At 34.6% G+C, this 13,358-nt stretch carries 17 protein-coding genes; all 17 read right to left on the minus strand.

Annotated features, from left to right (window positions below):
* Nucleotides 1-19: 19 nt before the first annotated feature.
* Nucleotides 20-1,009: a phosphotransferase enzyme family protein gene (locus JK636_RS17960; protein WP_202750352.1), complete on the minus strand. Its 990-nt coding sequence runs from the start codon at nt 1,007-1,009 to the stop codon at nt 20-22.
* A 139-nt stretch (nt 1,010-1,148) separates the two neighbouring features.
* A complete protein-coding gene (locus JK636_RS17965) occupies nt 1,149-1,562 on the minus strand; it encodes a GNAT family N-acetyltransferase (protein ID WP_202750353.1) in 414 nt (137 codons plus the stop codon).
* Nucleotides 1,563-1,695: 133 nt separating this feature from the next.
* Entirely contained in the window at nt 1,696-2,184 is a 489-nt protein-coding gene (locus tag JK636_RS17970; RefSeq protein WP_202750354.1) for a GNAT family N-acetyltransferase, read from the minus strand.
* A gap of 90 nt (nt 2,185-2,274) precedes the next feature.
* Nucleotides 2,275-3,090, minus strand: coding sequence for a GNAT family N-acetyltransferase (locus JK636_RS17975; protein WP_202750355.1), 816 nt, complete (start codon nt 3,088-3,090; stop codon nt 2,275-2,277).
* Between the two features lie 148 nt (nt 3,091-3,238).
* Complete coding sequence (locus JK636_RS17980; RefSeq protein ID WP_202750356.1) at nt 3,239-3,673, minus strand: hypothetical protein; 435 nt, start codon at nt 3,671-3,673, stop codon at nt 3,239-3,241.
* Nucleotides 3,674-4,089: 416 nt separating this feature from the next.
* A complete protein-coding gene (locus JK636_RS17985) occupies nt 4,090-4,605 on the minus strand; it encodes a GNAT family N-acetyltransferase (RefSeq protein ID WP_202750357.1) in 516 nt (171 codons plus the stop codon).
* Nucleotides 4,606-4,721: 116 nt separating this feature from the next.
* On the minus strand, nt 4,722-5,201 hold the full coding sequence (locus JK636_RS17990; protein ID WP_202750358.1) for an LURP-one-related/scramblase family protein: 480 nt from the start codon (nt 5,199-5,201) through the stop codon (nt 4,722-4,724).
* Between the two features lie 437 nt (nt 5,202-5,638).
* Nucleotides 5,639-5,839: a hypothetical protein gene (locus JK636_RS17995; protein WP_202750359.1), complete on the minus strand. Its 201-nt coding sequence runs from the start codon at nt 5,837-5,839 to the stop codon at nt 5,639-5,641.
* 158 nt (nt 5,840-5,997) lie between these two features.
* The gene (locus JK636_RS18000; RefSeq protein ID WP_202750360.1) at nt 5,998-6,159 is read right to left on the minus strand and encodes a hypothetical protein; all 162 of its coding nucleotides are present in this window, start codon (nt 6,157-6,159) and stop codon (nt 5,998-6,000) included.
* Nucleotides 6,160-6,271: 112 nt separating this feature from the next.
* Complete coding sequence (locus tag JK636_RS18005; protein ID WP_202750361.1) at nt 6,272-6,547, minus strand: hypothetical protein; 276 nt, start codon at nt 6,545-6,547, stop codon at nt 6,272-6,274.
* A 181-nt stretch (nt 6,548-6,728) separates the two neighbouring features.
* Nucleotides 6,729-8,702 carry a DNA polymerase gene (locus JK636_RS18010; RefSeq protein ID WP_202750362.1) on the minus strand — a complete coding sequence of 658 codons (1,974 nt, stop codon included), beginning with the start codon at nt 8,700-8,702 and terminating at the stop codon, nt 6,729-6,731.
* A complete protein-coding gene (locus JK636_RS18015; protein ID WP_202750363.1) occupies nt 8,699-9,313 on the minus strand; it encodes a DUF2815 family protein in 615 nt (204 codons plus the stop codon). The genes JK636_RS18010 and JK636_RS18015 overlap by 4 nt, the downstream gene beginning before the upstream one ends.
* Before the next feature lie 183 nt (nt 9,314-9,496).
* Complete coding sequence (locus JK636_RS18020) at nt 9,497-9,913, minus strand: hypothetical protein (protein WP_202750364.1); 417 nt, start codon at nt 9,911-9,913, stop codon at nt 9,497-9,499.
* Nucleotides 9,914-10,015: 102 nt separating this feature from the next.
* Complete coding sequence (locus JK636_RS18025; protein WP_202750365.1) at nt 10,016-10,150, minus strand: phage antirepressor KilAC domain-containing protein; 135 nt, start codon at nt 10,148-10,150, stop codon at nt 10,016-10,018.
* A 6-nt stretch (nt 10,151-10,156) separates the two neighbouring features.
* Entirely contained in the window at nt 10,157-10,396 is a 240-nt protein-coding gene (locus JK636_RS18030) for a helix-turn-helix transcriptional regulator (RefSeq protein WP_338025797.1), read from the minus strand.
* A gap of 280 nt (nt 10,397-10,676) precedes the next feature.
* Entirely contained in the window at nt 10,677-12,371 is a 1,695-nt protein-coding gene (locus JK636_RS18035) for an alpha-amylase family protein (protein WP_202750366.1), read from the minus strand.
* Nucleotides 12,372-12,390: 19 nt separating this feature from the next.
* A complete protein-coding gene (locus tag JK636_RS18040; protein ID WP_202750367.1) occupies nt 12,391-13,335 on the minus strand; it encodes an adenylylsulfate kinase in 945 nt (314 codons plus the stop codon).
* Between the last annotated feature and the right edge of the window lie 23 nt (nt 13,336-13,358).

A 13,358-nucleotide genomic window follows, 5' to 3' on the forward strand; every position in this document is an offset into this window, starting at 1 on the left:
GGACCCTGCAAATAATTAATTATAGTAATTTGGAATAATCAATTTCAATAAAGGGAATCCTGTTCTCTATTCGTTCTTTTCTTCCCTTCATAAAATTCATGCTCCATTCATCCAAATCATTTAAGTCTCTGCTTCTTACTATTGCAATATAAAGGATTATCTCTCTAAGCTTAACAAACAATGGTATCTGTTTTAGCCAAAAGGAATCTAGTGCTTTATTCTCACAATAGCCTTTTAAAAAGTGTGTGGCACTTAGTCTGGACCCCTCTATATCTAGCTCTCCTCTCCAGGTTAAGCTTTCATAAAACAACTGGATTGCTATATCATTAATAAACCAGCAATAACTTGATTCATCAAAATCAAATATGGTAATTCTGTCTCCATCAACATGGTAATTGCAAGCTACCATATCTCCATGTATCAATCCATAGGAATCCATGCTTCTAGGTAATCTATTGATTTGCTCTATTAATTCATTTAATGCTTCAATGACTTTTGAATGTCCCTTGGGCAAATACTCACCAGCCCTGGAGATGAAATTATTTTCATACCACTCAAACCTTCTGCAGTTGCTAACTGGTGTATAGTCCTGCGATAAGATATGCATTTTTGCAGTTAGTCTACCAAGTAATTCAACATTGTCAGTGCTCCAAGGATACTGCCCGATGCCTTTTCCAATTGCTTCTTCAAAAGCTACAACAAAAAAAGTATCATTTTCAGCTATAACTGTTTCTATGAGTAAATCATTCCTTGAAGTTACAGGATTTGCAACTAATATACCGTTGTTTGACAGGTATTCAATCCACTCTATTTCTGCCTGAATAAGCTGTTTAGTTCTATGAGATTCATGAGTTATTCTAATGAATATTGTTCTGTCATGTATATAAGCTCTAAATACATAGTTTTGATGATTCCCCATCATAGTTATATCAGTATTTTTCGCACAGTACCTCTGGACTGATTCTGCAATTACTTCCTTTGTAAACTTATTTATAAATCTTTCTTCCATTATTAACCTCCATTAATTTAATTTGGTTATATAATGGAATTTCTCACTTTTCTACAATACATATTAAATTGCTTTGTCATGTATTTCACCTCCTGTCAATAGCCTTTTCGTAGAATACTTTCTCTTCTGTTTGTCCACTTTATATATATCCCATTTTCTCATATAAATGCTGATTTCTAACACTAAAGGTTGATGTACTTAATGACCATATTTTTATGTCTGGATGTAATTTTTCCATAAGCTCTAATGCTTGTGCTCCATACCCCCTATTGTGGTATTCTGGAGCAATGCAGAAATCCTGTAATTCAAAGTAATTAAGACGTTCATCGGTCTCGTGATCTAACCAAAATGTGCCTATTATTGTTCCATCCAACATTATTTTGTAAAGATGAAATCTATTCATGCACCAATTAATAAAATCAATATTTCCAACATATTTTAATTTTTCTCCTCTACCACCGCCAAATCTGATGTCCTCATCTGTATACGCAAGGCGTTTCACTTCAACAATTCTTTCTGCATCCTCAATGTTGACTCTTTCGAGATGAATCATATAATTTCCTCCATCAAGCACAAATTAAATCTATCATATAGCAAATGGGTAGTATTTACAATAAACAACAAAAATTTTCAACGCTATTTTTTATTAGCTTGATTCACATTTTAATGAGGGTATTCATATAAACTTATCTAATATAGTTCTTAAGTATAAATAAAGCTTCTCCGTAATTATTATTCTCATACCCTCCAAGCCCACGTTCTGAAGTTATATCAAATCCTGCCTTTTTATAAATATTTATAGCCTTATAACTCCACGTTTGAGTATGCAAATATACATCTTTATCCCCTTCGATTTCTCTTAAATTCATCATTGCTTTAAATACAATTGCTTTTCCTAATCCAAGACCTTGATATTGTGGTTTAACTGCCATCCAATGTATCCAAGGGTCTCGTTTTAGTTCTGTATAATTCCACCAACTTGTAATTGTTGCAACTTTAGTCCTTTTTTCATCCTCAAATTCACCAACATAAGTTTCAATTTCAGCCCAACTTTTCTCATCTCCTAATTTAAAAAAACTAAAAGTAAATCCAGGTGGAAGTGATGGATTAGAAATTACTGTACCTATTTTTCTTTTCATAAGCACGTCGTAATACTGTATAGATTTATCGAGCATAAAACCCTCCAAATGCCTTTTAAATAGCGCCTTATTAACGAACAATATTTTACTAATGTGAATTAACTCAACTTCACATGGACTTTATTTTTATTTGTTTAAACCTATTTCATAAAGACCACCGCATTCCCTGTATCCCACTTTCTTATAAGCCTTATTTGAAGCTGGATATGTATTATCAGTATAAACTACAGGAATTCTTCCTTCATTTAAAAGCATTTTTGATAGTTCATACATTAGCATACCTGCATATCCTTTATTTCTATATTTTGGTGCTGTATATACTCTGTTTATTCTGGCTTGTTCTTGTGAACGATGAGCAACAAATGCTATTGAAGTAATATCGCCATCACTATTTTTCCACACATATAAATTACCACTTTCAATTAATGATTTCGAATTATTCGATTGTTCTTCCTTTGATGTATTAATGTTATTCATTTCTTTTAAGTCATCTGCTCTATACCCAGCAATTATATCTATATCACTCAAGTCTGCTTGTTGCATAAATCCATCAATATCTTTAGGTTGTATAGGCTCAACACAGTGGTAAGTCATCATATCTGTAATAATACAACTATCTTTTCCTATCTTATCCTTTATTACTTTTTTTATAATATCACACATAACAGGTTTAATAACAAAAGTTATGTTTGTATTGATTTCAAATTCATTATAAATACATTCATATAACATTTGAGAATTATCCTTTGTTATTGTATAATCTGTCCAAATCCATACTGCTGTATCAGGGCTTGACCGACAAATTATAATATGACTATTATCAGAGTACAATTCTAGATGCTCACTTTCTAATATTAGGCTCAAAATATTAAATTGAACTGAATCCTCCTTGTAAATATCGCAGTTTATACTTTTTAACAGTTTTAATTCCTTATACTCCATTTATATCCCCCTCCACCAAATTTTCATTTTTCTTTAAGTCATAATAAAATACCATTAATCATTTATCGTATTTGAATGATTGGAGAACCATATAAAAATTGTGTATTTGAATTGACTAAACTTTGAGTCCAGCCATTTAAAATAAATACTATTTTTTGATTTTTGACCTGATATTGTTATATAGCTCTTCTGTCTTATTCTTTTCTTTTCTATTTATAATTACATACTGGTAGTCTACATTTTTTGTTGTTATATAAATAAAAGGGCCTTTATCAGAAACTACAAAAACTTTTAGTTTATTCATATTTGGTGAGCTGAAATTACCTATAAAGGCAGTACCAAAAAGATCGATTCCATTAACTTTTCTTAAACCTTCCGGAAGAGTATCCTCTAATTTAATATCCTGTATATCCTCATATTTTAAATCTAAGTTATACATACCTGAAACCTTTATACCTTCAGCTTCAACCTTTGGTACAGCAGTCTTTATACTATATAAAACCACAACTGCTATTACAATAATTAACAATGCCGATAATAAATATTTAAGATAATTATCAAAAAACTCTCTGTTAATCTTCATAATAATTTTCCTTTTATAATTCACAATATTTTACCTTTGTGTAATATCCTACGAGAAAGCAATTAACATATGATAACCTAACTAATTATAATTTGTTATTTCTTGACTTTATATGTTGCCTTAAAGAATAAATAACCAAACCTATAAAATAGGATATTAATAGTATCAAAATATCTGGGATAATGATATTAAATAAAACCGTATTAAAACCGTAATATCTCATGAAATAGAACTTATAAAATGAGTAAATAATACAAATAGACATTCCTAGGATAAGGTCCCCAAATATAAAAGCAAACTTTGTCTTTTCACTTGTCTTCATTATAAATCCCCCAATCAATTCGTGATATTTTACAGTTGAGACGCTATATAAGAAGATTGTTCATTATAAGTTGCTTAAAACAACCAATTAAAAATTATTCTAAATCAAGTCTGTATGTGTACTCGTCATATATAATATCAGTACCACTTTTTTTAAAAACACCTTCTTTTTCAACATAAAAGTTAAGTTTTTTCAATACAGCATTTGAACCAATATTTTCTTTCGCAACAGGAGCGGTTATTTTTCTTCCACCGTTAGTATGACAAAAATCAATTAATGATTTTATCATTTCTGTAGCATATCCTTGACGCCAATAATTTTTATGAATAGCGTAGCCTAAATCCCAATGCTTTTTATCTTCACTTGGAACAGCACTACATGTTCCAATATAATTACCAGTTTCCTTTAAAATTGCAACAAAGTAATAACACCCATCATAATTTTCTACATTCTCTTTCCACTCTAAATAGGTATCATTTGCTTTTTCACGAGGTGGGTCTGATAAATATTTCCCCATTTCATTATCCAGCCATATATCCAAACAAAAATCAGTATCCTCTTTCATAGTTTTTTTAATGATTAATCTATCTGTTTCTAAATTTCTTATCACTATAACTAATGCCCCCTGTTATTACACTAATGCACAATATTTTACAAAGAGCCACTAACCTATAACTATAATTAGTGACTCTTTTAGAAAAATAGTTTTTAGCTTAATTTTATTTTTTAGTCCTTCTTATCATAAAGCACTTGATCAATTACAATTACCAAAGCCAGCATAAAAGCTTGATTTTCAGTATCATCAATATCTACACCATAGCTGTCAGAAAAAGAGAACCAAGCTTTACTGACACTAGCGACTGGTCTGCCATTCTTTAATATCTGAAATTCGTGTGAAAATATGTCTCCGTCTACAGTATAGTTTCCCATAGAACTATCTATTATAAAACTGGGCCTGAAAAAGCTTAATTCCTTTTTCACGGAAGCTGCATGACCACCCTCTAGATCAATATTATAAGTTGGAAAGAAGTGAAATAATTCCTGTTCGATATAGACAAGTTCTTTTCCTGCCAAATCATATATCCTCAGCTTATTTCCAAGAGAAAAAACTTTTCCTTGCACTTCATAGCGATCATTATCATACTCATCCCTAATAGTGAAGCTGTCACCGAGACTAAAAATTCTCTGTCTTACTTTATACCTCATATTCGTCACCCCATAAACTAACTTAAAACTCTTTTTCAATTTACACTGCTTATACTTTTATCTCATAAAATATAATTTTCAATAAATCTTTTACTAAAGTGAATTGCAATAGATTAAAATTGTTTATCAATATAATATATTACTCGTAGTTCTAATCCTTGCTACCTTTGGTAACTTTCTTGTGATTAATGTAAGCATTAATAAACATAAGAATGCTCGTAATTACATTTAGAATAAGCGCTAAATATGATTTATTAGTTTTTAAATTAATTACAGAGGATATTAAAAAACATATTCCAGCAAATAACCACAGATTTCGCGTTAATTTATACTTATTCATAAAGTTTTTCCTCCAATAAATTTTGCTGCACAATAAATTACTCTTGCGTCGCAAGATAAGAAGATTCTGAACTTGTTTAAATTTCATAATTCCTGTGTTACTTATTTTCATCAACTTTAAATATATCTGGCTTTTCAGCGTAAAGTTCAATATATCCACATGTAGCACACACATAACAATGTATATTACTCCACTTTGCAGATATTTTGCCTGTTTTCTTAAAAATTCCGATACCACCAGCCGCTCCTACTTCAGCCCTGCCCATAGGTAATTTACATTTAGGGCATTTATACATCATCTGATTCCTCCCATCTAATATAATCTTATTAGGACGGTATATCTTTACTGTTGCAGAGAACTCCACAATATTTTCACTTCATAGTTCACCATACTTTACCATTATTCATTTATTGCATTTGCATCATTAGTCAACCATATAAAAATATTGTGTCCTAACTATTTTTTAAAGAGCCTTGATAATACAGCATCTCCAACAGCCAATATAATTGCACAAACCACTAAAAATAACCATCCGTAGTTTTGCTTGTATGTTGTTGCTATAACGGTAATTAAGAAGTACCAAAGCAGTTTTAAGCATATATAATAAAACTTTTTCATTGTTTACACCTCGTTGCGTATCTATTTCGCCCTTTTTTTACTATGATTCCCTAATCTATGTATTGAACTAGCGAATCATATAAGAAGATTCTGATACAGTTACAAGCAAGTATTATCCTCTTCCTGTACCACTAACATTAATGACCCATATTCCAAGTATACCCCGTTGAACTGAATAACCCCAGTGATCTTCATATATTTCTGGATTTTTGCAGTAATATATTTGTCCATATATTTTATCTACAGAACCTTTGTATATGGTGGTTTGTATACCCTTGATAGGATGACCAGAGAATATTATACTAGTGCGAATAGCATTTTCAGGTGTGCTATGACCCCAATATATCAGCCCCAATATAAGAATAAAAGCACATATTATTTTTTTCATAAATTTATCTAAATCCCCCTTTCTTGCTTCGCAATAGGTTACAATTCCGAATTAAATTCTAACTAAATTGTACCATATACTTGAAGCAATTACACTAATATACTTATCATTGGATTTAGAATCATATTTTTCAACACCGTATTATTCACTTTTCAAAGATCATTTTTTTGTTATTAATACTTTATTCCTTTTTATAAAACCCAGTCTCATACCCCTCTGACTTTAATAGCAGTCCCTGAGCCCATGCAATAGGCTGTCCCATTATGTCAGTCACAGCCTTTATATCCGCCTTATCTTTAGGCACATCCAGTATAACTTCATCATGGACATGAAAACAGGTCTGATACCCTGCTGCCTCAAGCCTTTTGAGGCTTTCTGCCAGGCAGTCTCTTGCTATTGCTTGTACAATGTTTTCCGTCAGCTTGCCTCCATAGGTGGGGATGCTCTCCCACTTCTTCTTTTCCTGATTTATGCCTCTATAGTAAAGTGCTTCTCTGCCCATTTCATTAGTCTTTAGAAATGGTTTTGCATAAAACAGCTTTCTTTCACTTGGAAGCTTTATAGTTAAAAAATCCTGATTATTATTAAAATCTATTTCTCGAGCTATGATGAGCCCTTTAATTCCTACTACCTGTCCTGTTTTCATTACTTCAAGAGCCGCATTTTCTATGCTGTACCAAAGGTCAACTATCCTTTTGTTTGAAGCTCTCCATCTCTTTACTAAATCTTTTAGCTCCTCTTCTTTTAGGGCCATCTTTAAAGCTCCCATGGCAATTAGTGCACCTGTGGAGCCTTGATAACCCAGCGCAAGCTCTGCTACTTTGCCCTTTTGCCTAAGCTCATATTCCGGATTTCCTTTTACTATCTTTTCTATAGGCACTCCAAACATCCTCGAAGCCGCCGCTTCGTAAATCCTTCCGTGGGAGGTAAACACCTCTTGTCTCCACTGCTCCCCTGCAAGATAGGCTATGATTCTTGCTTCTATTGCTGAAAAGTCCGCCACTAGGAATATGTTATTATCTGAAGGCACAAAAGCTGTTCTTATAAGCTGAGATAAGGTATCAGGCACATTTCCGTAAACAAGCTTCAGTGCATCTACCTTCTTTTCTCTAACACAATCCCTTGCATGAGATAATGTTTCGAGATAGTTTTTAGGAAGGTTCTGCACCTGCACAAGCCTGCCTGCCCAGCGGCCTGTTCTGTTTGCTCCGTAAAACTGCAAAAGCCCTCTTACCCTGTCGTCGTAATTCACGACATCAGCCATGGCCTTGTACTTCTTAACGCTGGTCTTTGAAAGCTCCTGTCTTATCTCAAGCATTCTCTTTGCTGCATCACTGTTTGTAGTTTTAATAAGTTCTTTAACCGTTCCCTTTTTAAGGTCTGCTACTTCCGCTCCGGTTTCCTCTTCAAGCCACTTAGTCAGCTGCTTAACACTCTTAGGATTTTGAAGTCCTGAAAGCTTTACTGCCTCCTGCGTAAGCTCTGAGTTTATCATCTCACTACAGTACAAAGCTCCTTCAATAAGTTCTTTGTCCACCGTTACTCCATAGGTATTAATTCTCTGGTCAAGCTCCCATAACTTTTGCTCTGCCTCAGGCACCGGAAAGGCTGATAATCTTCTTTCAATCTCCATTTCTACAGCTACATCCTGCCTGCAGTATTCTTTAAATAAATTCCACTTTTCTATCTCGTGATGAGGAAGATCTCTTGTTCTTTGACCGTTTTTTGCTGTTGGTTTAACCGGAACACAAAAGGTTCTAATTAAGGCAGAGCCTACTGATAATTTTTTTTTATCCTCAGAAAGTCCTAGGACTGTAGCCGTAGCAGCAAGTCCAGCTGTATATCCGCAGTAAAGTCCATGAAGCATAGTGCATCTCCACTGATCTAAAGGTGAATGGTAAAACTTGTTCAGTGCATACCACTCAAAAGATGCATTATAAGCATGCTTGATTACATCAGGATTCTGCAGAGCTTCAACAAACTCCATGGGTAAAGTTTCACCCTGAGCCAAATCAATTACTTTTACTGGCTCATAGTCCATGGAATAAGCTAAAAGCAGTATCTGAAAATCAAGGGACTGCACATATTTGTACAGTCCGCTCTTTTTCAGGTCAATACTCGAGAAGGTTTCAATGTCTATAGATAAATGCCTCATAGCCCCATAACACCGCCATTAACCGGTGCTCCTGTTATTGGATCAATCTGAAATTGCTGCACTTTATATATTGGCTCACTGAAGGCTTCAGCAGCTGAAACTCTTCCTCCAAGGGGCTCTCCATCTTCAAGCTTCTGCACTGGACCTAAGCAGCAACCTATACCCTTTTTACCGTTTGAAGCATAAGGTAAAAACCTAACTGATACCCTGGCATAAATGCCTGAATATATTTCTGTCGCATTAAATATTCTCTGCATTGTGACGTTAACTATCTCAGGAGCATGCTTTGAAGAAGCTGTGAAAACCCAGTGTCCCTTGCACTCCTCTCCAAAAGGCATACCGTCAGAAGGTCTGACTCCATCTCCATCATAAACCGGTATTGCAAGTACGGTTGGTCTTACTCCGTTCCATCTTGAAACTATACCTTCCTGTATTGCGGCATTGATAGCTGCATCTATTCTTTGCTTGGTTATTATATCTGTTTTAGGTAAAAGGATTGTTGTGCTGTACTTAGCCTCTCCCCCCTGAGCACTTACATATGGTGTAAATAAATGCACATAACTCAGCCTTACCTTTCCTGTTACTACATCTTGATTGTTTATGTTTGCCATATTATTTCTCCTTTCACTCGAAACACTGGGTAATCTAACACATTCGCTCCGCTCATAGATTACCCGTTGAAGTCCATTTAGGACTTCAACCTCCTTTCACTCGAAACACTGGGTAGTCTATCATACTCGCTCTCGCTCGCGACTACCCGTTAAAGCCCATTTAGGGCTTTAACCTCCTTTCCATCATATCTTTGCTCCCAAACTTCTAAGCTCAGTTACAAAGGCTCCATACTGCTCCTTAGAAAGTGCAGTTATTGTTTGTACTCCAAAGGAACTTAAAAGTCTCACAAGCTCAGCTTGATGCCCTGCATCTACTAGCTGAGTTGCAGCAACCGCTAACTGTTCCATGGTGAAGCTTTGAGCTGAGGTTGGTACAGAAACCCCTTGAGTTGGTACCGTCTGCACCGGCACCTGTATTGGTGTATGTATTGTCTGCACTGGCACCTGCATAGCATTCTCCTTAGAAGCCTTAGGCTCTGTAAAATCTAATGTGTATTCTGGAATTGCTGCCATCTTTGCTGATACAATAGCACTTGTGAAGCTTGTCATTGCTGCCAGTAATTCCGGTGCAGCCGTTATGGTTAATGTAAGATTTAACATTTTATTTCCTCCTTTTGTCGGAACACTGGGTAGTCTAAAACGCTCGTTTCCACTCGCAGACTACCCGCTAAAGTCCATTTAGGACTTTAGCCTCCTTTTGTTTTAGCTCAACATACTATCTTGAAACTTATTTATAAAGTACATCTGCCCCTCGCCTGTTACCTTAGTAGTCTTAGTTATCCTTATGGAGCCGTCAGGATTAGTTATAGAAGTCTCTTTTACAAAGAATAGCCACATGGAACTTCATTTACCGCACTCAGAAACCTTTGAAGATTCTTTCATATTCAGCCCATTAAGAATCTCATCAGCTGAGCATTTATATAGCTTTCTCATCCGATTTAACAGCTTAATGCTTGGATATAAATATCCTTGTTCAAGCTTATACAAAGTACCTCTAGCTATTCCAAGCAGCTCTGCTGCCTCGCTGGTTTCAAGCCCAGCCTTTAACCTGCATAATCTTACACCGCTTATAATAATTCTCACCTCCAATTTGAATTTTTATGACTTACTGTCACAAACATAAATATGCAGAATGTGAAGGCTTTTCATTTAAAGTATTAAAAATATCATTTTTTTATTTTTATAATCTTTTATAAGTATGAGAAATCTATTGCTGCTGATTGCATAAAGGCTGATTATTGGATATGAAGGGATGATCAGCAAATTAATTTTATGGACGACAAAAAACCCTAGAAGCATTACAACTTCTAGGGTTTTTGTGGTGAGACAGAGAGGGTTCGAACTCTCGAGCAACTGGTTCATATTATAGGAGTTTACTAATTTTATAACTGTAATTCTTCAAGTCAGCTTCCAGTGTTGCTTTACAGCCATTGTTTTCCCACTGCAATTTTAAAATATGTGCTTCAGATGGTAATATGGTTAACTTAGCATCAAATCCAAATGCAGGGCAAGTATTTCTAAATCTAAGAAGTTCAAGCTGTTCATGAACAACTTTTTTCTCTAATCCTTCTTCAATTTGTTCCAATGAAAGGTTCGTACGGTTAATCTCTTTGTGTCCGCCAGAGCCAGCTTTTTCTACAGCCTCGTGGTTGTTTTTGCCAGCAAAAAGGTCTAAGTACCATATCTGTGGCTTTCCGGGCATAAACATCTGAATAGCACGAGCTAGGAGAAGCTTTTGCTCATCCTCACCTAATGCACTGAAATAAGTGGCATTAACTTGATAATACATATTTTTCTGACCATGCAGATCCTTCACATAGCCGCCTCTTTCAACCACAGTTTTAATAAGGGTTTCTATTTGCTCATCAGGCAATAATCCCTTCAAATCAAGTAATGGTATGCCATCGTGGCAGCCTAACATATTTACTGTTTTAATTCCTTTTTTCTGAATATCATTAATCCATGCTAGTAAAGTCTCATTTGTATTTCTCTCAAAGGCATCAATAATTAATCCAGGTAAAAAGAAGTCATAAGTCATATATCCTTTTTCGGCTATTTTTTCATGAATTTTTTCTTCATATTTTGAATGTATCTCAGGAAGAAGCACTAGACCATATTTATCTGCCAGTTCCCTAACACCCTCGAGCAAATCCCATGTTCCTGGATCGTTTAAAAAATTCTTTTCTCCTGTCTCTTTAGGTGCATATGCAAATGCATCCAGTCTCACTATTTCCGCACCATAACCAGCAAGTTTTTTTAAGGTATCCTCATAGAATTCCCATACTAGCGGTGACTTAATATTTAAGTCCATCTGTCCTAAATATTTTCGTCTTGATTCAAGTAATTCTACAACACTATCTTTGTATTTTTCAAATCTGCCAAAGTCTATTTCCTTAGGTCTTTTCTTAGCATCAAGTGAGTCATTTACTAAACTCCCTATAGCATCTGAAGTTGCATATTGGATATTTATAGCTGCCATAATATCTTGGGCATCGATTTTTTCATATTTAACTTCTTGATAAAATGTATTCCAGTAAGGAACTTCCTTTCCATCAGGCATACGAACCATAAGAATAGGTAGTCCAGGTTTTCTAAAAAACATATCCTTTATTAATTCTGGGTCAGGCTGTATATATCCATCAGCTGTCATCTCTCCATGACCTTCCCAAAACTTGTTCCAGTTAATAAAAAAGTCTTTATATTTAGAAGCCTCACCATTTTTTATAATATCCTGAAACTGTTTTGAAAGCACAGAAGCATGGTTCAATATAAAATCAAACTTAAATGCAATACCACATTCTTTTAAATCCTCTAAATCCTCTGAAGAAGCAAGCATTTCATTTAGCTCATAGTTAATAACGGAAAAACCTCTGTCTAAATCCGTATTAAAAAGACTTGGTAGAATATAAAAGGACTGAAAGACATCTTTAAGCTTTGGATTTTTAATAAATAGAGCAATGTCTTTTAAAGTTCCTCCAATACTATCAGGATATGCATTAAGCATAGGCCCTGCCTTAATAGTCTTATTTTCTGATGTATTTAAAGTGCTTGTGGACATAGTCCTTCACCTCCTTCAATTATTCATTCATCAATTTAAGATAATCGTCATAAGAAATTACATTTCCGGCCTTAGTTACAATAATCTTTGCTTTATGTGCCTGTGAACACAATAAGTTTTGCTCGATATTAAGCACCATCATTGTAAATGGACTGTCAGTTCCGCCATCTCTATTACGAGATCTGCGGTGTTCAAGGGTTTCCTGTGGTGTACTGTTAAGTAATATAGGTATATCTACACCTACTAGATTATCGTTATTTCCATGAGTCCATTCAATGACTAAAACCTTCACATTACTAAAATCAACGGCATCATACCAAAGTTCTTTTTCTTCTCTTCCCATACGTTTAAGCATTATGCTCTCTGCGCCATTTTTAAATTCAGCAATAATATGATTTACTTCATTAAAATCTATTTCATTATTTGTTCCTAGGTAATTACTAAGTCCACTCTTTCCTGCTTCCTGATAAACAGCTAGCCATGGAAGTTCCTTGCATAATTCAGGATTAGAATCACTGCCTTGATCCTGCAATTCCTGAAGCTTAATATTTCTTTCCTTTGTAAATTCACCTTTTCGAACAAGACCTTTTATACCATTTTCTCTAAAAACACGCATTCTTTCCGCATCATTTACTTTAGGTATACGATGTGGATAGTTATCTCCGGACAAAATATAGCTGCCTATTCCTAAATCATTTAAATAATATCCGATTAATGAACCTATTTCTGATTTTCCAACACCTGACCCGCCATGTACGCTAATAACAGCCTTCTCACTTGGCTGTGCCTTCAATATTGGATTCAAAAACCTTAGCAATTCTGGAAAAATAACATTTGCCTTATCTACATTGCCTTCATTTATAACAATTTTATCCGCTGGCATGTCCCCTTTTTGTATTGTACTAAAATCAGAAATCTTAGGAGCAGTCCACTTTATATCATGATTATTTTTTTCAAAAGTCATTATAAATTCCTCCTTTTAGTCGG

The sequence above is a fragment of the Clostridium rhizosphaerae genome (assembly GCF_016765585.1).
In the GTDB taxonomy this organism is placed as follows: domain Bacteria; phylum Bacillota; class Clostridia; order Clostridiales; family Clostridiaceae; genus Clostridium_AT; species Clostridium_AT rhizosphaerae.

Excerpts from the sequence above, each read along its gene's own strand:
- JK636_RS17960 (WP_202750352.1), bottom strand. The coding sequence starts at position 1,009 with ATGGAAGAAAGATTTATAAATAAGTTTACAAAGGAAGTAATTGCAGAA.
- JK636_RS17965 (WP_202750353.1), bottom strand. The coding sequence starts at position 1,562 with ATGATTCATCTCGAAAGAGTCAACATTGAGGATGCAGAAAGAATTGTT.
- JK636_RS17970 (WP_202750354.1), bottom strand. The coding sequence starts at position 2,184 with ATGCTCGATAAATCTATACAGTATTACGACGTGCTTATGAAAAGAAAA.
- JK636_RS17975 (WP_202750355.1), bottom strand. The coding sequence starts at position 3,090 with ATGGAGTATAAGGAATTAAAACTGTTAAAAAGTATAAACTGCGATATT.
- JK636_RS17980 (WP_202750356.1), bottom strand. The coding sequence starts at position 3,673 with ATGAAGATTAACAGAGAGTTTTTTGATAATTATCTTAAATATTTATTA.
- JK636_RS17990 (WP_202750358.1), bottom strand. The coding sequence starts at position 5,201 with ATGAGGTATAAAGTAAGACAGAGAATTTTTAGTCTCGGTGACAGCTTC.
- JK636_RS17995 (WP_202750359.1), bottom strand. The coding sequence starts at position 5,839 with ATGATGTATAAATGCCCTAAATGTAAATTACCTATGGGCAGGGCTGAA.
- JK636_RS18000 (WP_202750360.1), bottom strand. The coding sequence starts at position 6,159 with ATGAAAAAGTTTTATTATATATGCTTAAAACTGCTTTGGTACTTCTTA.
- JK636_RS18005 (WP_202750361.1), bottom strand. The coding sequence starts at position 6,547 with ATGAAAAAAATAATATGTGCTTTTATTCTTATATTGGGGCTGATATAT.
- JK636_RS18010 (WP_202750362.1), bottom strand. The coding sequence starts at position 8,702 with ATGAGGCATTTATCTATAGACATTGAAACCTTCTCGAGTATTGACCTG.
- JK636_RS18015 (WP_202750363.1), bottom strand. The coding sequence starts at position 9,313 with ATGGCAAACATAAACAATCAAGATGTAGTAACAGGAAAGGTAAGGCTG.
- JK636_RS18020 (WP_202750364.1), bottom strand. The coding sequence starts at position 9,913 with ATGTTAAATCTTACATTAACCATAACGGCTGCACCGGAATTACTGGCA.
- JK636_RS18025 (WP_202750365.1), bottom strand. The coding sequence starts at position 10,150 with ATGTGGCTATTCTTTGTAAAAGAGACTTCTATAACTAATCCTGACGGC.
- JK636_RS18035 (WP_202750366.1), bottom strand. The coding sequence starts at position 12,371 with ATGTCCACAAGCACTTTAAATACATCAGAAAATAAGACTATTAAGGCA.
- JK636_RS18040 (WP_202750367.1), bottom strand. The coding sequence starts at position 13,335 with ATGACTTTTGAAAAAAATAATCATGATATAAAGTGGACTGCTCCTAAG.